We start from the raw sequence: 25168 nt of genomic DNA on the forward strand, positions 1-25168 counted from the left end.
CAATGTATAAAAAAACGTTATTTCTCAGCGTATCCATCGCTTTTTTCAGTCTGGGATTATCAGCATGTAATGATGATGACAACAAAGATAACGATCAGCACACCGAAGCCAAGTCGCAACCGAATGTGCTATTTATCATGGCGGATGATTTAGGCTATTCCGACATTGGCGCCTTTGGTAGTGAAATCAGCACGCCGAATTTAGATGCACTTGCCAATGCAGGGCGTTTGTTGACAGATTATCATACCGCACCGACCTGCTCGCCAACACGATCGCAATTACTCTCAGGAACAGATCACCATCAAGCGGGTATTGGCTCAATGGCAGAGTTATTGCCTGCACATTTACAGGGTCAACCAGGCTATGAGGGTTATCTCAACGAGCGTTCGTTATCGCTTGCCGAAGTCTTAAAAGACAATGGCTACCATACCTATATCAGTGGCAAGTGGCATCTCGGCTTAACCCCTGAAACCAATGCCAAAGCGCGTGGTTTTGAGCGCTCATTTACCTTATTACAAGGATATGACTTGCACTTTAAGCATACGCCTGAAGGCTATGCACGCAATGCCACCTATACCGAAGATGGTGTGCAGGTGCCAGTTTCTGATTTACCCGATGACTTTTTCTCAACTGATTATTATACCGACAAACTCATCGGCTTCTTAGAAAGCAATAAAGCATCAAAGCAACCTTTCTTCGCCTATGCTGCCTACACCGCTCCGCATTGGCCAATCCAAGCACCAAGTAGCTATCGTGAGAAATACAAAGGTGTCTATGATGTCGGCTATGATGTGATTCGTAACGCACGGATCGCCAAGCAAAAACAATTGGGCGTCATTCCTGCCAATTTCACACCTGCTACGCCTTTAGATACGGCGACCTCATTACCGAATAATGGTCAATGGGATGAACTGACGACTGCGCAAAAAACTGATGAAGCACGTCGCATGGAGATCTACGCAGGCATGGTGGAAAATCTCGACCACAATATCGGGCGTTTGATTCATTATCTCAAAGAAACAGGTCAATACGACAATACTTTGATTTTCTTTGTTTCCGATAATGGTGCAGAAGGCAATCATCGTGCATTACCTGCTGGCGCTTTTGACAATAGCTATGCCAATCTAGGTACAGATCAATCCTATTACACCATCGGACCACGTTGGGGCGAAGTCAGTGCAGCACCCTTTCACCTTTGGAAAGGCACCGCAGGCGAAGGCGGCACGACCGCACCTGCCATCGTCAAACTTCCCAAGCAACAATCCGCCGAAACCGCACACCATGGCTTTGCTTCGGTACTCGATGTACTACCAACCGTATTGGACTATGCCGATATTGACCTGCCAAAAGACCAATACAATGGTCGTGTGATCAATAATCCAAGTGGTTACTCATGGCGTAATGTTTTGGAAAATCGAGCAACCACGATTCGCCCTGACAATTTTAGCGTTGCTGATGAACTGCACGGCTTTAAATATGCCAAACAAGGCGACTGGAAAATTGCCTATCAAGCCAATAGCAAGCTCGGTACAGGCGCATGGGAACTCTACAATCTCAAAGCAGATCGTGGCGAAACGCAAAACCTAGCCGAAATATATCCGAACAAAGTGCAAGAACTCCTCAATATTTATCAAAAATACACTGAGGACAATGGTGTACAGGAATACGTGCAATAATGAACACTCGCTTTTTTACCATTTCTGCGCTATCACTCAGCTTGCTTTATGCAGGCTGTGGTGCTCAACAACAGCACACCAACGTACAATCAACAGCGTTAAAACTCGGTTCGCTGAGCAGTTGCCAGCAATATTCAGGACTGCCTGCGCAATGGCAAAAGCAGAAAATCGCAGGCATGCGATGGATTCCCAAGGGAGAATTTCAACTCGGCTCTGACCTTGCCTATCAAGATGAACTGAATTTTGGCGAAAAGACACGGCACAGTGGTGGCTATTGGATCGATCAAACCGAAGTGACGGTTGCACAATTTCGTAGTTTTATCGAGGCTACAGGCTATGTCACCGATGCCGAAAAGCAACAGCAAGCAGCGGTTTTTGCACCACAATCTACTGAAAGCGCAGTGCAACCGAATCAATCCACACAACCATCACAACCGACATCGCAATGGTGGCAACTCAGATCAGGTTATACATGGAAAACCCCAAATGGGTTAAATGGCAAAGCGCCAAAGCCAAGTGAAGCTGTGCGTTACATCAGCAAAAATGATGCAGAACACTATGCTGTCTGGCTTGGGCATGACTTACCCACTGAGTTGGAGTGGGAATATGCTGCCAAAGCAGGCGATCGCCAAGACACGCCAATGCACCAAGAACCGAAAAACCATCATGAACAGCCTCAAGCGAATTACTGGCAAGGTGAGTTTCCTTATCAAAACAGCAAGCTTGATCACTTTGAAGGTGTTGCGCCTGTTGGTTGTTTTCCAGCCAACGCCTTTGGGCTATATGACATGATTGGCAATGTCTGGGAGTGGACTAGCTCGCCGTATCATGGTGCGCATGATCAGCACATGGGGGATTATCAATCTCTACGTCAACTGAAAACGCAAGTGACGCCTTATGTGATCAAAGGTGGATCATTTTTATGTGCCAATAATTTTTGTGCACGTTTTCGTAGCAGTAGTCGTTATCCGCAAGAGTTTGATCTGGCGGCGACGCATGTTGGATTTCGTACAGTCTATCGAGGGGATTGATTGCTATTGCTCGGGCTCAACTGTACTGCCGGAATGGATTGTGTGACAGTCGGACTTTAATGTCCTGCTCAGTTCGACCATTTTGTTGTGCATGTGCAACGATGTACTCAAACATATTCCGTTCTTGTTGTGCATACGGTGCAAGATAGATTTTCTGCAAATGTTTCACCATATCTTGACCATAATTTATATAAAAGCGTTTGCTATGCTCAGCATCGTACTGAATCACATCATCATTCCACTGTGTCACATAGACAATGCGACATTCTTGTTCTTCCTTAAACGCCATATGTTTCATCAAATATCGAATCGGTAATAAAATTTCCGCCAACAATTCCGCTTGATCTTGTTGACCTTCAACATCTTTTTTAATGGATTTATAGACTTGGCTGACCAACTGCTTTAGCTCTTCGAGCTTTACACTACAGTCTTTTTCGACCTGTTTAATGTACTGCTCGTATTCTGCCCAATTTTTACTCTGCGCACGCCCTTCTTTTCGGCAGAATGTCCATTCTTCTCGATGCGCAACTTTGATGAGTTCTGAGTCCGAATCAAAATAAATACAGCGATATAGTGGCAACTTCATCTCAAGGCATTTTGGTTTTGCAATTTCTTTAATATTGTCTAAAGGTTCATCATTTTCTTTGACGGCTATTTCATCTTTTGTAGAAATCTCACTGATCATACTTTTGCTATCTTTCAGTGCATCATTTTCTATTTTTTCTGAAATATTTGTCGTTCGAATATTATTGGTGATGCTATCTGATGAGAAATATTCATGATTTAAAACTAGACTTACGCCAGTTGCCTCTTTTTGCTCATTTTTTCCATAAAGTCTGAACTGATTGAGTGAGTCATGATGAAAGGTAAAACAGCTAATAAATGCTTTATCCTCTGTACGCACATAGCGAGTATCTAAACCTAGAAAACGATTGAGCAAAGCACCTTCTGTCGGATCGTTCATCAAGTCAATCGTAGATAAGCGCATCGGACTAACCTGACCAAAGCCACAGGTTTCATTTGCAAGTAAAATTTTAGCAATGTCTGGAAGCGTATAATGCGCAATCTCACCTTCATGGATTGGATCAATCAAAAGTAATTTTTTAATTTCGTCAACTTTATCAAATATTTCCAACCATCTTTTATGTGTTCTATGTTGTTGGATTTTTCTATAAATATATAGCGGATAAATCACTTTTTCGTAAGTTTTTCTTGAATGAATAGCTTTAATATTTTCCCAATGTTCAATAACCTGCGAAATTTTACCAATTGATTTATAATATTTTGCTAATTCATACTGTGCTTCTGCGTAGGTTTTTGCATCATCAGACAGCAATATTCGACGTAAATACCCACAATTGACTTTACTCGTTTGCGCAAAGTGTAAAAATGCCAAATTCCATTGCGCATATGCATAGTGTTTAGCAGAATCTTCTCGTTTTATAGTTTTATAGGCTTGCTCTGCTTCATCTAATTTTCCTTGCTGTTTATATAATATTCCCAAATTCATTTGGGCTTTAGCATAGCTTTCTTTACGATCTTCTCGTTTTATAGTTTTATAGGCTTGCTCTGCTTCATCTAATTTTCCTTGCTGTTTATATAATACCCCCAAATTTAAGTGGGCTTTAACATAAGCTTCTTTATTATCTTCTCGTTTTACCTGTTGATAGGCTTGCTCTGCTTCTGCTAACTTTCCATTTTCTTGATATAATAACCCTAAACTAAATTGGGATTTGGCATAAGCTTCTTTATTATCTTCTCGTTTTACCTGTTGATAGGCTTGCTCTGCTTCTGCTAACTTTCCATTTTCTTGATATAATAACCCTAAACTAAATTGGGATTTGGCATAAGCTTCTTTATTATCTTCTCGCTTTACCTGTTGATAGGCTTGTTCTGCTTCATGTGACTTACCTTGTTCTTTATATAACATCCCTAAATATAATTGAGCTTTGCCGTACTTTTCCTTATCATCTTCTTGCTTTACATTCTTATAGGCTTGTTCAGCATCCTTGTTATTCCCCACATTCTCATACAGTAATCCCAATAATAACCATACTACTGCTTGATGTTGCGCAGATAATTGATGGATGCTCTCTAATTGCTTAGTGGTCAATTCATAGTTCGGATTTTTCTCTATGCATCTTTCAATTTCCTCTGATAGTTCTTTTACTGATAATGTCATGGTTCTTCCGAGCCTTATTTTATTTTCCTTACCTATCCTACAACAAAAAAGAGCCCCGAAGGACTCTTTTTATTTCAATGCTTTATTCCAATGTATAGCGCTTAAAACTGCTCTTCATTGAACGCTTGGCTTAAGGCTTGATCCACTTCAGAGAAGTCATTTACGAGCTCTTGTTCAGCGTCTTCAGCTTCTTGACGACGACGCTCCAAGTGATGCGCAAGACCTGTACCAGATGGAATCAAACGACCCACCACGACATTCTCTTTCAGACCACGTAGATCATCTTCTTTGCCCGTTACCGCAGCTTCAGTCAAGACACGTGTGGTTTCTTGGAACGATGCCGCAGAGATGAACGAGTCAGTCGACAATGATGCTTTGGTGATACCCATCAATTGACGTTCAAATTTCGCAGGGAATTTGTTTTGCGCCAATAGTGCTTGGTTTTCACCCACCACACGGATGTAATCGACTTGTTCGCCTTTGATAAAGCTCGAATCACCACCATCGGTAATTTCTACTTTACGGAGCATCTGACGTACGATCACTTCGATGTGCTTATCGTTGATTTTTACACCTTGTAAGCGGTAAACGTCTTGCACTTCATTGACGATGTAGTTGGTCAATGCCACTTCACCTTTCAGACGCAAGATGTCATGTGGGTTTTGTGGACCATCAGACACTACTTCACCACGCTCTACACGCTCACCTTCGAACATGTTAATTTGACGCCATTTTGGAATCAATTCTTCATAGATCTCAGAACCATCATCAGGCGTGATCACCAAACGGTTTTTACCTTTGGTTTCTTTACCAAAGCTCACCACACCAGAGATTTCTGCAAGGATTGCATGCTCTTTTGGCTTACGTGCTTCGAACAAGTCGGCAACACGTGGTAGACCACCGGTAATATCACGTGTACGTGACGATTCTTGTGGTACACGACCAATTACATCACCGACACCGATGGTTTCGCCATCACGTACGGTCAAGATGGTATTTTGTGGCAAGAAGTAAAATTGCTCTTCGCCATCTACAGTATCCAAGACCACTGCAGGACGTAAGTCTTTACCAGATGCAGGACGTGAAGTCACAGGTAGAATCTCTACTGTGCTCATACCTGTTGCTTCATCGGTCTTCGATGTTGCAGTCACGCCATCAGCGATTTGGCTGAAACGTGCTTTACCCGCAACTTCGGTCACGAGTGGATGCGTATGCGGATCCCATGTTGCCACGATACCGCCAGCTTCGACTGCTTCACCATCTTTGATCAAGATCGACGCACCATAAGGCACTTTATAACGCTCACGCTCACGACCGATCTCATCAGCAATACCAATCTCACCAGAACGAGAAGTCGTCACCAAGTGACCTTTGGCATGTTGTACCGTCTTGATGTTGTGGAAACGTACCGTACCTTTGTTACGCACTTGTACGCTGTTCGCTGCCGAAGTTCGGCTCGCTGCACCACCAACGTGGAATGTACGCATTGTCAACTGTGTACCTGGCTCACCAATCGACTGCGCTGCCATAACACCGACAGACTCACCTGGATTGACGATATGACCACGTGCAAGATCACGACCATAACATTTCGCACAAACACCGAAGTCTGCTTCACAGGCAATCACTGAACGTACTTTCATTTCATCGACACCCGCTTCTTCTAAGCGTGCTGCCATTTGCTCATCAATGAATGTGTTACGTGGGAATTTCACTTCGCCATCAATGATCACGTCTTCTGCAATCACACGACCAAGTACACGGTCACGTAATGGCTCGATCACGTCACCACCTTGAATCAGCGGCGTCATCACTAGACCGTCTAAAGTGCCACAATCTGGCTCAGTGATTACCAAGTCTTGCGCTACGTCAACCAAACGACGAGTCAAGTAACCTGAGTTCGCAGTTTTCAGTGCGGTATCCGCCAAACCTTTACGTGCACCGTGAGTTGAGATGAAGTACTGAAGTACCGTCAAACCTTCACGGAAGTTCGCTTTAATCGGCGTTTCAATGATCGAACCATCTGGTTTCGCCATCAAACCACGCATACCTGCAAGCTGACGAATCTGCGCCGCACTACCACGGGCACCTGAATCAGACATCATGTAGATCGAGTTAAATGATTTTTGCTTCTCGTCTTCACCCTGTTTGTTTTTCACAGTGGTAAATGACAAGTTATCCATCATCGCTTTGGCAACTTGGTCGTTGGTACGTGCCCAAATATCGACCACTTTGTTATAACGCTCACCCGCAGTCACAAAACCTTGTTCGAACTGTTGTTCGATTTCACGGACTTCAGCTTCTGCTTTGTCAATGATTTGGTCTTTAGTCGGTGGAATCACCATGTCTTCCATACCAACAGATACACCTGAGCGAGTCGCTTGACGGAAGCCCAAATACATCAATTGATCGGCAAAAATCACGGTATCTTTCAAACCGAGTTTACGGTAGCAAGAGTTGATCAACTTGGATAAGTTTTTCTTGGTCATTTCCACGTTGATTTCAGCAAAGCTGAGACCCGCAGGTACGACTTCCCAAAGCAAGCAACGACCTGGTGTGGTATCGACAACCAAAGTTTCTTGATGACGCTCACCTGATTCGCTGATCACTGTCTGATGCACACGTGCCTTCACACGAGCGTGCATTGCCACTTGACCAGTTGCGAGTGCACGGTTGACTTCGTGAGTATCCGCAAACACCATACCTTCGCCTTTGGCATTCACCGCATCACGAGTGATGTAGTACAGACCCAAGACCACATCTTGAGAAGGCACGATGATCGGCTCACCATTGGCAGGTGACAAGATGTTGTTGGTCGACATCATCAAGGCACGTGCTTCAAGCTGTGCTTCAAGTGTCAGTGGTACGTGTACCGCCATTTGGTCACCGTCAAAGTCGGCGTTAAATGCGGTACAGACCAGCGGATGCAGACGAATCGCTTTACCTTCGATCAATACAGGCTCGAATGCTTGTAGACCCAAACGGTGAAGTGTTGGCGCACGGTTCAACATCACAGGATGCTGACGAATCACGTGTGCAAGTACGTCCCAAACTTCTGGGGTTTCACGCTCAACCATTTTCTTCGCAGCTTTAATGGTTGTTGCTTGACCAGTCGATTGTAGTTTGGCAAAGATAAATGGTTTGAATAGCTCAAGTGCCATTTTCTTCGGTAGACCACACTGGTGCAAACGTAGTGTAGGACCTACGGTAATCACCGAACGACCAGAGTAATCGACACGCTTACCGAGCAAGTTCTGACGGAAACGACCTTGCTTACCTTTGATCATATCTGCCAAAGATTTGAGTGGACGTTTGTTCGAACCCGTGATTGCACGACCACGACGACCGTTGTCGAGCAAGGCATCAACAGATTCTTGCAGCATCCGTTTTTCGTTACGCACGATGATGTCTGGTGCAGACAAATCAAGAAGACGTTTCAAACGGTTGTTACGGTTGATCACACGACGATAAAGATCGTTCAAGTCCGAAGTCGCAAAACGACCACCTTCAAGTGGAACCAACGGACGCAAATCTGGTGGAAGTACTGGCAATACATTCATTACCATCCACTCAGGTTTGTTGTTTGAATCTTTGAACGCTTCCATCAATTTCAAACGTTTAGACATTTTCTTGAGTTTAGTTTCAGAAGATGTCTGTGGAATTTCTTCACGTAAACGAGAAATTTCAGCTTCAAGATCGATATCTTTCAGCAAGTCTTGAACCGCTTCAGCACCCATTTTCGCTGCGAATTCATCACCATACTCTTCTAAAGCATTGTAATAATCTTCGTCAGTTAATAATTGGTACTTCTCAAGCGTGGTCATGCCCGGATCAGTCACGACATAAGATTCGAAATACAATACACGTTCGATATCACGTAGTGTCATATCAAGTAATAGACCGATACGGGACGGTAATGATTTTAAGAACCAAATATGTGCAACTGGTGACGCAAGGTCGATGTGCCCCATACGCTCACGACGTACTTTTGCAGTGGTAACTTCAACGCCACATTTTTCACAAATGACGCCTTTATATTTCATCCGCTTGTATTTACCACACAAGCATTCGTAATCTTTGACTGGTCCAAAGATTTTGGCACAGAACAAACCGTCACGTTCAGGCTTAAACGTACGGTAGTTGATGGTTTCAGGCTTTTTCACTTCGCCATGAGACCATGATTTAATCACTTCAGGTGATGCTAAGCCAATACGGATACGATCAAACTCAAATGGTGTTTGACCATCGTTATCCGTTTTTTTGCGCATGATATCGAGCAAGTCTTTCAATTTTTTTCTCCGTGTGTTGTGGAGATTTACACTTCACAACTGGGTCACAAATATTGTTTCTTAACTGAAATTGGGAATCTCTAATCCCCCTAAATCCCCCTTTGTAAAGGGGGACTTGCTCCCCTCTTTAATAAAGAGGGGCTGGGGGAGATGTCTTAGTCACCATTTTTCAGTTCAATGTTGATACCTAAAGAACGGATCTCTTTGGTCAATACGTTGAATGACTCAGGCATACCTGGATCCATATAATGGTTACCATCAACGATGTTCTTATAGATACGGGTACGACCTTCGACGTCATCTGACTTGACTGTCAACATCTCTTGAAGGGTATACGCAGCGCCATAAGCCTCAAGTGCCCAGACTTCCATCTCACCGAAACGCTGACCACCGAATTGTGCTTTACCACCAAGCGGTTGTTGCGTCACTAATGAGTAAGAACCAGTCGAACGTGCATGCATCTTGTCATCCACCAAGTGGTTGAGTTTGAGCATGTACATATAACCCACAGTCACAGGACGATCAAACTTATCACCTGTACGACCATCGAACAACTCAACTTGACCTGTACGTGAGTAGCTTGCAAGTTCTAGTAACTCTTTGATCTGACCTTCTTCTGCACCGTCAAATACAGGGGTTGCTAGTGGGACACCACCACGCAAGTTGCCTGCAAGTTTTAGCACTTCTTCATCAGTCAAGCTATCCAGATTTTCTTGTGCACCGCCAACTTTGTTGTAGATCTTGTCTAAGAAGTCACGTAGATCTGCCATCGCACGTTGTTGCTTGATCATCTTGTCGATTTGTTCGCCCAAGCCTTTAGCCGCTAGACCCAAATGCGTTTCAAGAATCTGACCCACGTTCATACGTGATGGTACACCGAGTGGGTTTAACACCACATCTACAGGCACGCCATTGGCATCGTGTGGCATGTCTTCAACTGGCAAGATGTTAGATACAACACCTTTGTTACCATGACGACCCGCCATCTTATCACCCGGTTGGATACGACGTTTCACAGCCAAGTAGACTTTAACGACTTTGAGTACACCGTGAGTAAGCTCATCACCTTGTGCGATTTTGCGTTTTTTCTCAGCGAATTTCTCATCAATCTCTTGGCTCTTCTCTTGTAAGAATGCCAAGATTTGATTCATACGCTCAGCAACTTCTTCATCATTGGCTTGAACTTCTTTTAATTCAACCAACTCAAGACCAGATAAGAAGTCCGCAGTCAACTTATCGCCACGTTTGGTGGTACCGCCACCGTTTGAAGTTTGACCATCCAGTAGGCGGATCATACGTTCACGTGCAGCTTCTTCGAAGATTTTGAATTCTTCTTTCAAGTCTTTGCGATAGGCATCCAGCTGTGCTTTTTCGATTGCCAAGGCACGTTCGTCTTTTTCCACGCCATCACGGGTAAAGACTTGTACATCGATAATGGTACCCTTAGTGCCTGACGGTACACGTAAAGAAGAATCTTTCACGTCTGCCGCTTTTTCACCGAAGATTGCACGAAGCAATTTTTCTTCAGGAGTCAGTTGTGTTTCACCTTTTGGTGTCACTTTACCGACGAGGATATCACCTGCAGTCACTTCTGCACCGATGTAGACAATACCTGACTCATCGAGTTTAGACAGTGCTGCTTCACCCACGTTTGGAATATCGGCAGTAATTTCTTCTGAGCCCAATTTGGTATCACGTGCAACACATGACAATTCTTGGATGTGAATCGACGTCAAACGATCTTCTTGCACCACACGTTCTGATAATAAGATCGAGTCCTCGAAGTTATAACCATTCCACGTCATGAATGCGACGCGCATGTTTTGACCGAGTGCCAATTCACCCATATCCGTTGATGGACCATCCGCCAAGATATCGCCACGTGCAACTTCATCGCCTTGATTGACAATAATGTTTTGGTTGATACAGGTGTTTTGGTTCGAACGGGTGTATTTGATCAAGTTGTAGATATCTACACCTGCTTCACCAGCGACCATTTCATCTTCGTGAACACGGATCACGATACGAGAAGCATCCACGTAGTCGATCTTACCGCCACGATTTGCGATGACACAGACACCTGAGTCACGTGCGACGTGACGTTCCATGCCTGTACCAACAAGTGGCTTATCCGCACGGAGTGTCGGCACAGCCTGACGTTGCATGTTTGAACCCATCAATGCACGGTTGGCATCATCGTGTTCAAGGAATGGAATCAATGACGCTGCAACAGAAACCACCTGCTGTGGTGAAACATCCATATGCGTCACTTTTTCAGGCGGCATACGCACGAATTCACCTTGATGACGTACAGACACCACTTCATCCGTAAATGCGCCTTTGGCATCTACCGCAGAGTCTGCTTGCGCAATCACAGTGCCCACTTCTTCAATCGCAGAGAGGTATTCAATCTCATCAGTGACTGCACCATCAACCACTTTACGATAAGGGGTTTCTAAGAAACCGAAATCGTTGGTTTTAGCATAGACAGACAACGAGTTGATCAAGCCAATGTTTGGACCTTCAGGCGTTTCAATCGGACAGACACGACCATAATGGGTTTGATGTACGTCACGTACTTCAAAGCCTGCACGTTCACGGGTCAAACCACCTGGCCCAAGTGCTGATACACGACGTTTGTGCGTGATCTCAGACAATGGATTGTTTTGATCCATAAATTGTGACAATTGGCTTGAACCAAAGAATTCTTTAATCGCCGCAGCCACAGGCTTGGCATTGATCAAATCTTGTGGTGACAAGTTATCGGTTTCAGCTTGAGAAAGACGCTCTTTCACCGCACGTTCAACACGTACTAGACCAACACGGAATTGGTTTTCTGTCATTTCACCGACAGAACGGACACGACGGTTACCCAAGTGATCGATATCATCGACTTCACCTTTACCGTTACGGATCTCAACCAATGTACGCATCACATCGATGATGTCATCATTAGACAACACACCTTCGACTTGACGTGATTTGTGATCTGTACCGACGTCATAAGGACGACCCAAACGACGGTTAAACTTCATACGACCAACTGGTGACAAGTCATAGCGTTCTGGGCTAAAGAACAAGTTCCCAAATAGGTTTTCAGCCGCTTCTTTGGTCGGCGGCTCACCTGGACGCATCACTTTATAGATTTCGACCAAGGCTTCATCACGATCACGTGTAATGTCAGCACGCAATGTATCGGCAATGTATGAACCACGATCGATATCGTTGGTGAATAGAATATTGAATTGCTTAATGCCCGCTTCAGCGATTTTCACCAAGATGTCATGTGAAATCACCGTGTTTGCAGGAAGAATTTCACCATCTTTTAAGCTAATGTCTTCCGCAGTAATGCGCTCGTACAAGTATTCATCAGGGACTGGCAATTTGCTAAGATTCGCCGCTTCCATCTGACGCACATGACGTGCATTGATACGCTTCCCTTGCTCAACGATGACTTTGCCATCTTCGCCAGCAATATCAAACTGCGCCATTTCACCACGTAGACGATCTGGAACGAGGTCAATCTGATAACTACCCATGTCCACATAGACAGGTACTTTTTCAAAGAACAAGCCGAGGATTTGCTCAGTGGTATATTCCAAGGCACGTAAAATCACAGACGCCAACAATTTACGGCGACGGTCGATACGCACATAGACTAAATCTTTGGCATCAAACTCAAAGTCCAACCACGAACCACGGTAAGGAATAATACGTGCCGAATAAAGCACTTTACCACTTGAATGGGTTTTACCCTTGTCATGGTCAAAGAACACACCTGGTGAACGATGCAATTGCGATACGATGACACGCTCTGTACCATTGATCACAAAGGTACCGTTATCTGTCATGAGTGGCATTTCACCCATGTAGACTTCTTGCTCACGCACATCTTTGATCGCTTTGGTATCACGATCACGTAAAATCAAACGAATTTTGACACGCATAGGTGCAGCATAAGTCGAACCACGCAAAATACATTCACGCACGTCAAACTCAGGCTTACCCAAACTATATTCGACAAACTCTAAAGCTGCATTCCCAGAATAGCTTTCAATTGGGAATACGGAACGAAATGCGGCTTGCAAGCCAATATCTTCACGGTTCTTCGGCGTTTTGCCATCTTGCAAGAATGTACGATACGAGTCGACTTGGATGGCGAGCAAGTATGGAACATCCATGATGTTTGGCAAATTACCAAAGTTTTTGCGGATCCGTTTCTTTTCGGTATAAGAGTATGCCATTTGGATTCCTCGGACATTAAACCCATCTCGTCTGCAGTACGAGATGAAGCAGTAGTTATCATCAGGTCAAGGGCTGACCGTCGCTTTTCAAAGCTGCAAAACACCAAAAGCGACAATAAAATGTTTAGCAATATCGTCTAAAATGTTGTAAAACATATAGAAAAACATTACTAAACATTCTATTTCATCACATTATCGGCACAAAAATGAGACTTCATCAAAAAGCGAGCCGATTATTGTAACGCAAAAAGGCTGATGACCCAAGAGTCATCAGCCGATTTTTGGAGTTGATTTAAAAAAAACCAACTCCCTAAGCCATTACTTAAGTTTAACTTCAGCACCAGCTTCTTCAAGTTTCTTCTTAAGTTCTTCAGCTTCTTCTTTAGAAACGCCTTCTTTAACTGCAGAAGGAGCGCCTTCAACAAGATCTTTCGCTTCTTTAAGACCAAGACCAGTTGCTTCACGAACTGCTTTAATTACAGCAACTTTGTTCGCGCCAAAGCTCGCCAATTCAACGGTGAATTCAGTTTGCTCTTCAGCAGCAGCAGCGCCAGCACCTGGAGCAGCAGCAACTGCAACAGCAGCAGCAGATACGTTGAATTTCTCTTCGAAAGCAGAGATCAAGTCAACAAGTTCAAGTACAGTTTTTTCAGCAACTGCATTCAAGATTTCTTCGTTTGTTAAAGCCATGAGAATAACTCCAAATGGATATTAAATGGTGTAAATGATTGATTAAATTTAAGCTTATGCAGCTTCTTGCTCGTTTTTCTCTTTGAGCGCCGTCATGAGGCGACCCAATTTCGAAATTGGAGCTTGAAGAACGTTTGCAAGCATAGTAAGCGCTTTCTCTTGGTTCGGAAGATTCGCGATTACGCTTACTTCAGCACCTTGATAAACCTTGCCATCAAATGCAGCAGCTTTGAGTTCAAATGCCTTGTTTGTTTTCGCAAATTCTTCGAACAAACGTGCCGCAGCACCCATGTCGTCTTCAGAAGTTGAAAAACCAAGAATTGTTGGACCAACTAGGTTGTCATTCAAGATATCGAATGGCGTACCTTCGAATGAACGCTTCGCCAAAGTATTACGCACGATACGTGTTGTAACACCCAACTTACGAGCTTCAACACGTAATTGTGTCAATTGCTCTACGCTCAAACCTTGATAGTCTGCAACAACGGCAGAGAACGCTTTAGAAGCAACTTCATTTACTTCTGCAACGATCTGTTTTTTGCCTTCGATAAGAAGAGCCATTGTAAAACCTCCTAAGGTGACTTATGCACTTCAACAAGTGCACTCCCAATTTGTAAGCCTTGCGACCTACACGCGGAGGAGGACATCAATCACACCACCGCGTCTACTCTGGCTGGAAGATTAAGAAGCAAAGTGCGAACACTTCACCTCGCCTGAGGTCTTTGACGCTGACAGGCTTACACCCATCAATTCAAAGTTTGCCTGCATACGCCTTCTCCCGCTGGGAGAAGGTTGGGATGAGGGTTTTAGCACCTCACCCCAACCCTCCCCTCAAAGGAGAGGGAGCTCAGGGCTTTAAAATTCTTTATCTAAACCAACTTAGCTTGAAACTTAGCTTAAAACTTAGTTAGATACGTTGTTTACATCAATGATCAAACCTGGACCCATTGTTGAGCTCAAAGTGATCTTTTTGATGTATACGCCTTTAGAAGTGGCAGGTTTTGCTTTCTTCAAGTCAGCAACCAATGCTTCAAGGTTTTGGCGTACAGCAGTTTCTTCGAAACCAACTTGACCAATCGCAGCGTGGATAATACCTGCTTTGTCTACACGGTAACGTGCTTGACCAGCTTTAGCATTTTTCACAGCACCAGCAACGTCAGGAGTTACAGTACCGACTTTCGGGTTTGGCATTAAACCACGTGGACCCAAGATCGTACCCAACTTACCAACAACACGCATTGCGTCAGGTGCAGCAATCACCACATCAAAGTCAAGGTTGCCCGCTTGGATTGATTCTGCAAGATCATCAAAACCAACGATGTCAGCGCCTTCAGCTTTTGCAGCTTCAGCAGCAGCACCTTGTGCAAACACTGCAACACGTACAGTTTTACCAGTACCTGCAGGAAGTGTTGTCGCACCACGAACCACTTGATCCGATTTACGTGGATCAACACCAAGGTTTACCGCAACATCCAAAGATTCTTTGAATTTTGCCGCAGGAAGACCATTAAGGACTTTAACTGCTTCTTCCAAAGTGTAGACTTTGTTTGCTTCAACAGCAGCAGCAATGGCTTTTTGACGTTTAGTTAATTTTGCCATGTCTTATAGCTCCGTTTCCAAGCCCATAGAACGTGCAGAACCAGCGATGGTACGCACACGCGCGTCTAAATCAGCACCAGTTAAATCTGGCTCTTTAGTCGTAGCGATCTCTTCTAACTGAGCACGAGTCAACTTACCAACTTTAGTTTTGTTTGGTACAGATGAACCCTTTTGGATACCCGCAGCTTTCTTCAAAAGAATAGATGCTGGTGGAGTTTTCATGATGAATGTGAACGACTTATCGTTGTACACAGTGATCACGACAGGAATCGGAAGACCTGGTTCAACTTTTTGTGTCGCTGCATTGAATTCTTTACAGAATGCCATGATGTTAACACCACGTTGACCGAGTGCAGGACCGATCGGTGGAGATGGATTCGCTTTACCAGCTGGAACTTGCAGCTTGATATAGCCGTCAATCTTCTTAGCCATGTTCAATTACCTCTTGGGTACAAACGCCGTTAGGCTCCCCAAACTCGATGTATTCATCGCAAACATCACGATCAATACAAAATAACAAAGCCCGCATCATTCCAAAGAACTTATCGGGCAACGATAGCGTAGAAAAAGTTAGTTGGCTTTTTCTACTTGACGAAACTCTAGCTCAACTTGCGTTGGACGATTAAAGACATTAATCGTCAAGGTCAAGCGAGATTTTTCGTAATGAATTTCCTCAACCACACCTTTGAAGTCTGTGAATGGACCATCAGTAACCAACAGCTCTTCACCTGGTTCAAACATGGTTTTCGGACGTGGCGCTTCACCTGTATTATTAATACGAGCCAAGATCGCATCCGCTTCTTTTTGCGTGATCGGCGCTGGCTTCTCAGGTGTACCACCAATAAAACCTAAAACTTTTGGACATTCTTTGACGATATGCCAAGTATCGTCATTCATTTCCATTTCGACCAAAACGTAGCCTGGGAAAAATTTACGCTCAGACTTACGTTTTTTGCCGTCCTTCATTTCTACCACTTCTTCGGTAGGCACAAGGACTTCACCAAAACTATCGACAACTGTGCTACGTGCAATACGATCTTTCAATGAACGCAAGACTTGTTTTTCATAGCCAGAATAGGCATGAACGATATACCAACGTTTCATAGCAACTTATCCGATAATTAACTTAACCAATAATGAGCTTAATTAACCAACCCAGACCATAGTCAAAGCACCACAATACAATTGAAGTGACGATGACGACAACCAACACCTGCCAAGAGGTGGTGATGGTTTCTTGTTTTGTTGGCCAAGTCACACGTCGAAGCTCAATACGTGAGTCTTTTAATAGACGAACAAAACCCTTGCCTTGGTGGGTGGCGTATAATATACCGATTGCGACTATAATACAAGCAGCAATCACACCGATGCGCACCCAAATATTACTTGCAGGCGCCCAGTATTGTGGCAAATATTGATTGGCAAGACTTGCTCCGATCAATAGCGCCAAAGCAACAATCCACAGCACCACATCAAAGGGTGAACCGTTTTTCACCAACTCGGCAGGATTGTTACTACGTTGTGGAATCGGCGCAGCGCCAGCGGCGTCTTGCGATTTATCATTCGACATTTTTGTACTCGTCGTAAATTTCGCGACTTATTATATAGAACAATTCACCCTGTATAAAGCAGGAATTAAATTTTGACCGTTCTGAACCAACTCGCCATGTTACGTGAACTCGGTTAGACCTGCAACTTAAATCATGGTGACGGGTGACAATATGGAATTTAAGAGTCGCATCTCTGCGTTCACTTTATAAAGTTTGCTGATCAGGAATAGGCGATACTGATGTTTTGATGCCACCTTCTTCTTTTCCAAAAATTCATTAGTAAAAGTATTGCCTCAAGTTTCAACTTGATTGCTTTTATTTAAAAACCCTTTTGGTTTCTTCTGAAGATACTGCTGTATTTCTTGCGCATCTTCTTTGATCGCATCACTTGATAGCAATCCTTTATACATGAATACTGGTAAGCCATCTTCAATATCTTTATTTCTAAAGATTTGTGTACCATCTCGATATTCAAAAATAGCAATCGGAAAATGATCTGCATCCACGACAAAAAATCGCTTTTGCTTGATCACAATCTCTTTTGGTCGAAACTCTTGCTTCAATATGCGAAGAAAAATACTATCATTCGAAGACAAGGTATTTAATTCACGAATCCGCTCAGCATCCGAGTGATACATCACTTTCATACGCTGACGCTGTTCATAAGTGTAGGCTTTCGGTCGTTGATACGACTTTGCTGGCTCTGATTTAGGTGCGTTGTAACGTCCAAAGCAATAGCCAACAAATAGCCCAATCAATAATAATATGAGTCCAGACATTAACCCTTCGTCTTCCCAAGTGGACGACCCATTTGCACCGCACTATTGGCTTTGAAATGACCATCCCAATTCACTTTATCTTTTTCAAATAATACGATCGCTGTCGAGCCGAGATAGAATCGACCCAATTCATCGCCTTTTTCTAAAGTCATGTCATGTTCTTGTAACTCAATACGACCATTTGGTTTAACTTGTCCTGTTGCGACCGTTTCGATGCCTGCCACGATCATCGCCCCAACCAAAACCACCGCCATACGCCCAAGCTCGGTATCAAACAAACACACCATGCGCTCATTACGTGCAAATAACTCTGGGATATTTTCCGCAGTGACCTGATTCACCGAGAACAATTCACCTGGCACATACAGCGTTTCGGTGAGCTTTCCACCATATGGCATATGCACACGGTGATAGTCTTTTGGTGAAAGATATACAGTAATAAATTCGCCATCTTGGAATGGTTCAGCCAAACTTGGATCAGCGATCAGTTGCTCGACGGTATAGCTTTGCCCTTTGGCTTGGAAAATTTTGCCTTGTTCGATCTTGCCGAGTTGCGAGATTGCACCATCTGCAGGGCTAACTACATGCTTTGGATTGTGATCAATCGGACGTTGACCGTCTTTGAGCGCACGGGTAAAGAAGGCATTAAAGGATGGATAACGGCTAATTTCTTCAGCTTCGGCGATCGTGAGGTCGATACCATATTTTTGTTTAAAGGCATAAATCACCGCAGTCTTGAGCAGTGGTTGCTCACTGGCTGCGACTTTACCCACAAGACGGCTTAGCGCATGTTGTGGGATGATTTTTTGTAGACGAATAAATGCTTGATCGATCATGGCTTTAGACTTTTTCGGTTTGGCTTGAATTTCGGATTGCGTTTGGCTTTGCGGTTTGCGCTTGGATTTGAATCTTTTCGTATTCGGCTTATTCAACAGGAGATTCTCCTTTAACGACAGCACTGTCCATACGATTGCCCCACTCACTCCATGCACCATCATAGGCACGAATATTCCAGTTCAGCAATCGCCCAATAATATAGGCTAAGCCTGAACGATGATGAGACTGACAGTAGACAATCACAGGTTGAGAGAGGTCAAATCCACGGTGTTGCAATTGTTGTTGAATACGTGTCAATGGATGTAATTTTAAATGATCTTGGCGATGAATGGCAGTGCTCCATTCGTACCATTTTGCCCCTGTGATGTGACCGCCACGTCGTGCAGCCAAGCGCACCCCTGTATATTCATCTTCAGTTCGGCAATCCCAAAGTTGTATGCTTTGCGCTGTAACGGCTTGTGCTGTAACGATTTGTGCGAGTTCATCATATTCAACTTGATAGTCTTGTTTTGCGCTTAAATCCACTTGGAAAATATTTTCTGTTTGTTCTACTTGATGTTGATCAATCGACGTTGGTAAGCCAGCGGCAAGCCAAGCGTGAATGCCACCATTGAGTAAACTGGTTTGATAAAATCCTGCACAGTGCAAATTCCAAATCAAGCGTCCTGCCCAAGCACCGCCTTCGTCATCATAGACGATGACATGATGATTTTCGGTAATGCCAAGTCGATCGAATAAGGCTTGTAGTTTGTCACTTTCAGGCAATAGACCTGATGCAAACTCATGATGACGCACCAATTCATTTGGACGCACCGAGATGGCATTGGGCAAATGCAATTGTTCAAACACCGACTCACGACTCAAGTCTACAATCCGAAATTTCGGATCATCTAAAAACGGTGCAAACTGTTCTGGCTCAACCAATAAGCCAAACGGCACAACTGCATTCATAGTTCCAACCTTTTAATACGACCATTTTGACCAAAGATTTTTTGCAATAGAAAAAATGTTTTAGACACACATCATCTCTTTTACGCTCGCTCGTTGCCTTTGGCAACGAGCGAGCGGATGATGACTTAGGGGCTTCGCCCCTAAAACCCCAAAATCATAACATAGTCACTTATCATCAATTGCGCAAAATCAGTCTATGCTTAGTCCTTTTTCTGCGAATCAACATCCATCGTAAAATCAACCTTGATCATCGGATATCTCAAAGACTTGGCGGAGATAAGCTAGGAACGTGTCATTATCCGTCATGGTTTTGCCTGGGCTATCCGAGATTTTTGCCACCGACTGACCATTACACTCCACCAATTTTAAGACAATGTTTAATGCCTTTTGTCCCATATCATTGGTCAAATTGGTGCCGATACCAAAGCTGACTTGGAAGCGATCTTTAAAATAGTGATGCAAATCCCACGCCTTTTCTAAATCCAAACCATCGCTAAAGGTAAGCATCTTGGTGCGACTGTCGATTTTCAACTTTTTATAATGTGCATAGGCTTTATCGCCCCACTCATACGGGTCGCCACTGTCATGCCGCAAACCATCAAACAACTTGGCAAAATACAGATCAAAATCTCGCAAGAAAGCATCCATACCGACCACATCAGTCAAGGCAATGCCGAGATCACCACGATATTCTTGCACCCATGCTTCCAATGCCGCCTTTTGGAAATCTCGCAAACGCACGTCCAAGGCTTGAAATGCCTGTAGGAACTCATGCGCCATCGTCCCGATCGGCGTGATACCCAGTTGCATCGCCAGATAGACATTACTGGTACCACGAAGCACATTCGGTGCAGCAGCTTTTAAGGTTTCCACCACATGCTTTTGCCACGCATAGCTATAGCGACGACGTGTGCCAAAGTCTGAGACCAAGAATGGTGGCTCACCGTTTACTTGTTGATCCGCATAGCTTTTTAAAAGCTCTGCTTTGACCTGTAGGCGTTTTTCACCTTCAATCTGTGCAGCGTCCACATCCAAGCGGCGATAGTACAATTCATTGACAATCGCTAAGACATAAATCTCAAAGCACATGGCTTGTACCATGGGACCTTCGATGCGAATCACCAATTCACCATTGTCATCGACTGTGGTTTCGATAAAACGGCGCTTGAGTTGGAATAATTCTAAATAATCAACAAAGTCACTTTTAATAAAGCGCCACTTGCGCAAAAACTGTAATTCTTCGGCACTGAATTTTAACCTGCACAGATCGTCCAGCTCTCGGTCTAATTCTGCCTTTAACTCACGTAATGGATAGGCGGCTTCTTTGCTATTGCGACAGCGGAACAGGTAGACACTATCTGCTTGCGGGAATTGATGTAGCACCACTTGTAACATGGTGAATTTATACAGATCGGTGTCAAGTAAGGACTGAATAATGCCCGCCATAAAACTTCCAATATTATCAATCTATGATCCAGTCGTGATCTTACCGCAAAAGTGGGCAGAAAGTCCGAGACTGTGTAGTAATTCTTTTATCCGCAAACTGTTTTCAGGCGTTTTGCCAAGTAAACGGAATATAGACTGCTATGCGTCCCGCTCAGGCAATAGAAATAAAGACTGCTGTGCGCCATCGCTGGCAATGGTTTCGACTTCATGTTCATCTTTGAGATGTACGCCAGATAGCCCCAGTTGTTGTGATTTTTTCATCAAGGTCATCAGTCGCTGTGCAGCAATAGGTATCGGCAAACCCGCAGGACGCACATTCGAAATACAGTTGCGCATCGCATCATGACAGCCCGACTTAGCTTGCCAAGTGTAGTAAATCCCCAAACTGTCTGGAGAACTCAATCCTGGGCGCTCACCAATCAGCATCACCAACATCTTCGCATGCAATCGCTCTGCTACCTGATCTCCCAAAGCCACTCGACTGCCTTTTGCCACCACGATCGGTGCTAGCGACCATTGCTCAGCTTGAAACAAGCGCTGTAGCTCAGCCACCAATTTCACTGCATTTTCTTCAATAGCACGAGCGGATAAACCATCGCCGATGACAATTGCCACGTCATAACTTTTGCCCTCGCCAAGTTGACTGAGATTCAAGGCATATTCATCGTCCAAAATACGCCCCAGATCAGGACGTTTTAGATAAATTGCTTTGTCCGTTGCCTGACTGTGCACCACGATCATGTCCAAGTGCATCGCAGAAAATGCCTGCTGTAAGTCATGCACATTCAGCTCGTGCAACACCGCATCTTTTGCCTGCGCATGGTCATATTGAAAGCTCAACAAAGGCTTGGTTGGTACACTACAACCCGCACGCCCCAAGGCGATTCTGGCATCGGTATGCTGTTTGAGTTTTTGCCAAATATCCTGATGCACAGGACTTGAGCGCTTTTGGTCTGGATCGTGATGAATATCCGCTTTCATGATCAACTCCCTGATGATGCCAAAATACGTGCAAAACTCGGTGGTAATTGCTTTGCCCATTCGATATGACGTTGTTGCTGTGCAAAAATACCTTGCTCTGCCAACCACGTCGAAAACTCAGGTGCGGGGCTAAGACCGAGCAACTGTCTGACGTAGAGCGCATCGTGAAATGACGTGGTTTGATAATTCAACATTACATCATCAGAACCGGGAATCCCCATAATAAAATTAATGCCTGCGCTCGCCAGCATAGTGAGCAACATATCCATATCATCCTGATCTGCATCGGCATGATTGGTATAGCAAATATCACAGCCCATCGGCACACCCAGCAGTTTTCCGCAGAAATGATCTTCCAAACCTGCTCGAATAATCTGCTTGCCGTTGTAGAGATATTCAGGGCCGATAAAGCCCACCACGGTATTCACCAAGAGTGGTTTAAACTCTCTTGCCACCGCATAGGCACGGGTTTCAATGGTTTGCTGGTCGACATCAAAATGACTATTGCTCGACAGCGCACTGCCCTGTCCCGTTTCAAAATACATGACATTTTGACCGACCGTGCCTCGATTTAGACTCAGCCCCGCCTCATAGCCTTCTTTGAGCATCGCAAGATTGATCCCAAAGCTATCATTGGCTTTCTCCGTACCTGCGATCGATTGAAACATCAGATCCACAGGCACATTTTTCTCGACCAACTGGATCGCCGAACTAATATGCGTCAGCACACACGACTGTGTTGGAATCTGATACTCATGGATGATTTGATCTAATAACTTGAGTAAATCCGATAAGTTTTGCAGATTGTCGGTGGCAGGGTTGATGCCGATCACCGCATCACCATTGCCATACATCAGTCCATCGACAATGCTTGCCGAGATACCAAGTAAATCGTCTGTCGGATGATTGGGTTGCAAACGTGTCGATAGACAACCCGCCAAACCAATGGTATTGCGAAATTTGGTCACCACACGGCATTTGCTGGCGACCAAAATCAAGTCCTGCACCCGCATGATTTTACTGACCGCTGCCACCATTTCTGGGGTAAAGGCGAATTGTAATGCTTGCAGTTTCTCCGTGGTCGCTTCCTCGCCAAGCAACCAATTACGAAGATCACCCACGGTAAAATGGGCAATCTGCTGAAATGCCTGATGATCATGTTGCTCGACGATCAGCCGAGTCACTTCATCCGTTTCATAAGGCACCACCATTTCATTTAAAAACGTCGTCAGTGGCAAATCCGCCAAAGCCATCTGCGCCGCCACACGCTCTGTGGCATCGCTCGCCGCAATACCCGCCAATTCATCACCTGAGCGCAGTGGGCTTGCCTTTGCCATCAAGGTTTTTAAGTCTTGGAAATGATAACGGGTCTGCGCCACGTCATGAAAATATGCCATGATGATTCTCCTTTACACTGCACTCCTCACTTGGGATTAATTCAAGTTTTCTTCTGCCGCTTTGATCTGCGCAAACTCTTCTTCAGGTGTACCACTGATCAAATGATGACGGCTATAGAACACGAAGTACAAAATAAAGATGACATAAATCCCAGCCGCCATAAACCAGACTTTTGGATCAACCATCAGCCCTGCCACCACCGCAATCGCAGCCAAGACCAACGCAATACCTGAGGTGACAATACCACCTGGGGTTTTATACGGACGGTGTAGATCGGCACGAGACAAGCGCAATTTGATATGAGACAGCATCATCAGCACATAAGAAATGGTGGCACCAAATACCGCCATCAAAATCAATAAATCCCCTTCACCCGTCAACGACAAGCAAAAGCCAATAATCCCTGGAATAATAATGGCGAGATAAGGCGCTTTATTGGCATTGGTTAAAGACAATTTATTCGGTAAATAACCCGCACGAGATAAGGCAAAAATTTGTCGAGAATAGGCATAAATGATCGAGAAGAAACTGGCTACCAAGCCCGCCAAGCCAACAAAATTCACGAATCCAGCCAACCATGTATGCTCACCATAGACTGCAACCAAGGCATCCACCAGCGGTGCACCAGAGTCTTTTAAGGTATCTGCACCCGCAGCGCCTGCGCCCAAGAATAAAATCAATAGGGCAAAGGCAGCCAGAATCAGCATTGCACCGATCAAGCCACGAGGTAATGATTTTTGAGGATCTTTGGCTTCTTCGGCAGCGAGAGGTACGCCTTCAACTGCCAAGAAGAACCAAATCGCATAGGGCACTGCCGCCCAAATACCGACATATCCAAAAGGTAAAAACTCGCTCGCACCTGCATTTTGTGTTGGCGTGATGTCAAATAGATTTTTTGCATCAAAATGAGGCACCATGGAGAAGATAAATACCGCCAATGCCACACTGGCAATCGCCGTGATGATAAACATGATCTTGAGTGCTTCACCTGCGCCCTTGAGGTGAATTCCCATAAACACCAGATAGCAGACCAAATAAATGATCCAACCACCTATCCCAAACAAGGACTCGCAATATGCTCCGATGAACACCGCAATCGCAGCAGGCGCAATCGCATATTCGATCAAGATCGCCGTCCCCGTCAGATAACCACCAAGTGGGCCAAAAGCAGCACGGGCGAAGCTATAGCCACCGCCTGCGGTAGGCAACATGGTCGCCATTTCCGACATGGACAGACACATACATAGATACATGAAGGCAACCACGACGGTCGCAATAAACATCCCGCCCCAGCCACCTTGCGCCAAACCAAAGTTCCAGCCAGCAAAGTCACCCGAAATCACATAGGCAACGCCGAGTCCGACCAAAAGCACCCAACCGACTGCACCTTGCTTGAGCTGTCGCTTGGCAAAATACTCATCCGAACCTGCTGTCGCCGTAACTTGATCCAAACCGTGATCCGACATGCTAACCTCACATCAATTAACCATTTATGTTAAGTGAGTAGCACATTCC

Annotated in this window: 18 protein-coding genes; 2 read left to right on the forward strand and 16 right to left on the reverse strand. The window is 44.6% G+C overall.

Annotated features, from left to right (window positions below; genetic code table 11):
• Window positions 1–2: 2 nt before the first annotated feature.
• Both BLQ60_RS10300 and BLQ60_RS10305 read left to right on the forward strand, forming a co-directional pair.
• On the forward strand, window positions 3–1676 hold the full coding sequence (locus BLQ60_RS10300; protein ID WP_092619889.1) for an arylsulfatase: 1674 nt from the start codon (window positions 3–5) through the stop codon (window positions 1674–1676).
• Window positions 1676–2707 (forward strand): formylglycine-generating enzyme family protein, encoded by a 1032-nt coding sequence (locus BLQ60_RS10305; RefSeq protein ID WP_092619892.1) that lies wholly within the window; start codon window positions 1676–1678, stop codon window positions 2705–2707. The genes BLQ60_RS10300 and BLQ60_RS10305 overlap by 1 nt, the downstream gene beginning before the upstream one ends.
• Before the next feature lie 16 nt (window positions 2708–2723).
• Here the strand turns inward: BLQ60_RS10305 and BLQ60_RS10310 are convergent, their stop codons facing one another.
• From BLQ60_RS10310 to eat, 16 genes are all read right to left on the reverse strand, one after another.
• On the reverse strand, window positions 2724–4889 hold the full coding sequence (locus BLQ60_RS10310; RefSeq protein WP_092619894.1) for a tetratricopeptide repeat protein: 2166 nt from the start codon (window positions 4887–4889) through the stop codon (window positions 2724–2726).
• Window positions 4890–4990: 101 nt separating this feature from the next.
• The gene (rpoC, locus tag BLQ60_RS10315) at window positions 4991–9178 is read right to left on the reverse strand and encodes a DNA-directed RNA polymerase subunit beta' (RefSeq protein WP_092619897.1); all 4188 of its coding nucleotides are present in this window, start codon (window positions 9176–9178) and stop codon (window positions 4991–4993) included.
• A gap of 155 nt (window positions 9179–9333) precedes the next feature.
• Window positions 9334–13422, reverse strand: coding sequence for a DNA-directed RNA polymerase subunit beta (gene rpoB, locus BLQ60_RS10320; protein WP_092619900.1), 4089 nt, complete (start codon window positions 13420–13422; stop codon window positions 9334–9336).
• A 318-nt stretch (window positions 13423–13740) separates the two neighbouring features.
• Entirely contained in the window at window positions 13741–14112 is a 372-nt protein-coding gene (gene rplL, locus BLQ60_RS10325; RefSeq protein ID WP_092619903.1) for a 50S ribosomal protein L7/L12, read from the reverse strand.
• 54 nt (window positions 14113–14166) lie between these two features.
• Window positions 14167–14673 (reverse strand): 50S ribosomal protein L10, encoded by a 507-nt coding sequence (gene rplJ / locus BLQ60_RS10330; RefSeq protein ID WP_092619906.1) that lies wholly within the window; start codon window positions 14671–14673, stop codon window positions 14167–14169.
• A 342-nt stretch (window positions 14674–15015) separates the two neighbouring features.
• Window positions 15016–15711, reverse strand: coding sequence for a 50S ribosomal protein L1 (gene rplA / locus BLQ60_RS10335; protein ID WP_092619909.1), 696 nt, complete (start codon window positions 15709–15711; stop codon window positions 15016–15018).
• Between the two features lie 3 nt (window positions 15712–15714).
• The gene (gene rplK, locus BLQ60_RS10340; protein WP_092619912.1) at window positions 15715–16143 is read right to left on the reverse strand and encodes a 50S ribosomal protein L11; all 429 of its coding nucleotides are present in this window, start codon (window positions 16141–16143) and stop codon (window positions 15715–15717) included.
• Between the two features lie 138 nt (window positions 16144–16281).
• The gene (nusG, locus tag BLQ60_RS10345) at window positions 16282–16815 is read right to left on the reverse strand and encodes a transcription termination/antitermination protein NusG (RefSeq protein ID WP_092619915.1); all 534 of its coding nucleotides are present in this window, start codon (window positions 16813–16815) and stop codon (window positions 16282–16284) included.
• 22 nt (window positions 16816–16837) lie between these two features.
• Window positions 16838–17281, reverse strand: a complete 444-nt coding sequence (gene secE, locus BLQ60_RS10350) for a preprotein translocase subunit SecE (protein ID WP_092619918.1) — start codon at window positions 17279–17281, stop codon at window positions 16838–16840.
• Window positions 17282–17554: 273 nt separating this feature from the next.
• On the reverse strand, window positions 17555–18040 hold the full coding sequence (locus BLQ60_RS10355) for a hypothetical protein (RefSeq protein WP_244516024.1): 486 nt from the start codon (window positions 18038–18040) through the stop codon (window positions 17555–17557).
• Entirely contained in the window at window positions 18040–18876 is an 837-nt protein-coding gene (asd, locus tag BLQ60_RS10360) for an archaetidylserine decarboxylase (protein WP_092620039.1), read from the reverse strand. Before asd ends, BLQ60_RS10355 begins: the two co-directional genes overlap by 1 nt.
• An 88-nt stretch (window positions 18877–18964) precedes the next feature.
• On the reverse strand, window positions 18965–19828 hold the full coding sequence (locus BLQ60_RS10365; RefSeq protein WP_092619921.1) for a sulfurtransferase: 864 nt from the start codon (window positions 19826–19828) through the stop codon (window positions 18965–18967).
• Window positions 19829–20065: 237 nt separating this feature from the next.
• On the reverse strand, window positions 20066–21274 hold the full coding sequence (gene pncB, locus BLQ60_RS10370; RefSeq protein ID WP_092619924.1) for a nicotinate phosphoribosyltransferase: 1209 nt from the start codon (window positions 21272–21274) through the stop codon (window positions 20066–20068).
• Window positions 21275–21412: 138 nt separating this feature from the next.
• Window positions 21413–22243: an ethanolamine ammonia-lyase subunit EutC gene (gene eutC / locus BLQ60_RS10375; RefSeq protein ID WP_378235181.1), complete on the reverse strand. Its 831-nt coding sequence runs from the start codon at window positions 22241–22243 to the stop codon at window positions 21413–21415.
• 14 nt (window positions 22244–22257) lie between these two features.
• Window positions 22258–23652 (reverse strand): ethanolamine ammonia-lyase subunit EutB, encoded by a 1395-nt coding sequence (locus tag BLQ60_RS10380; RefSeq protein ID WP_092619930.1) that lies wholly within the window; start codon window positions 23650–23652, stop codon window positions 22258–22260.
• A gap of 36 nt (window positions 23653–23688) precedes the next feature.
• The gene (eat, locus tag BLQ60_RS10385) at window positions 23689–25119 is read right to left on the reverse strand and encodes an ethanolamine permease (protein WP_092619933.1); all 1431 of its coding nucleotides are present in this window, start codon (window positions 25117–25119) and stop codon (window positions 23689–23691) included.
• Window positions 25120–25168: the final 49 nt, after the last annotated feature.

This window comes from Acinetobacter marinus (assembly GCF_900096915.1).
Classification (GTDB): Bacteria; Pseudomonadota; Gammaproteobacteria; order Pseudomonadales; family Moraxellaceae; genus Acinetobacter; species Acinetobacter marinus.

Coding starts and splice junctions, on each gene's coding strand:
- secE (WP_092619918.1), bottom strand. CDS start 17,281: ATGTCGAATGATAAATCGCAAGACGCCGCTGGCGCTGCGCCGATTCCA.
- rplA (WP_092619909.1), bottom strand. CDS start 15,711: ATGGCAAAATTAACTAAACGTCAAAAAGCCATTGCTGCTGCTGTTGAA.
- rplK (WP_092619912.1), bottom strand. CDS start 16,143: ATGGCTAAGAAGATTGACGGCTATATCAAGCTGCAAGTTCCAGCTGGT.
- rplL (WP_092619903.1), bottom strand. CDS start 14,112: ATGGCTTTAACAAACGAAGAAATCTTGAATGCAGTTGCTGAAAAAACT.
- BLQ60_RS10355 (WP_244516024.1), bottom strand. CDS start 18,040: ATGTCTGGACTCATATTATTATTGATTGGGCTATTTGTTGGCTATTGC.
- nusG (WP_092619915.1), bottom strand. CDS start 16,815: ATGAAACGTTGGTATATCGTTCATGCCTATTCTGGCTATGAAAAACAA.
- BLQ60_RS10305 (WP_092619892.1), top strand. CDS start 1,676: ATGAACACTCGCTTTTTTACCATTTCTGCGCTATCACTCAGCTTGCTT.
- eat (WP_092619933.1), bottom strand. CDS start 25,119: ATGTCGGATCACGGTTTGGATCAAGTTACGGCGACAGCAGGTTCGGAT.
- BLQ60_RS10300 (WP_092619889.1), top strand. CDS start 3: ATGTATAAAAAAACGTTATTTCTCAGCGTATCCATCGCTTTTTTCAGT.
- rpoB (WP_092619900.1), bottom strand. CDS start 13,422: ATGGCATACTCTTATACCGAAAAGAAACGGATCCGCAAAAACTTTGGT.
- pncB (WP_092619924.1), bottom strand. CDS start 21,274: ATGGCGGGCATTATTCAGTCCTTACTTGACACCGATCTGTATAAATTC.
- asd (WP_092620039.1), bottom strand. CDS start 18,876: ATGATCGATCAAGCATTTATTCGTCTACAAAAAATCATCCCACAACAT.
- rplJ (WP_092619906.1), bottom strand. CDS start 14,673: ATGGCTCTTCTTATCGAAGGCAAAAAACAGATCGTTGCAGAAGTAAAT.
- BLQ60_RS10310 (WP_092619894.1), bottom strand. CDS start 4,889: ATGACATTATCAGTAAAAGAACTATCAGAGGAAATTGAAAGATGCATA.
- BLQ60_RS10380 (WP_092619930.1), bottom strand. CDS start 23,652: ATGGCATATTTTCATGACGTGGCGCAGACCCGTTATCATTTCCAAGAC.
- BLQ60_RS10365 (WP_092619921.1), bottom strand. CDS start 19,828: ATGAATGCAGTTGTGCCGTTTGGCTTATTGGTTGAGCCAGAACAGTTT.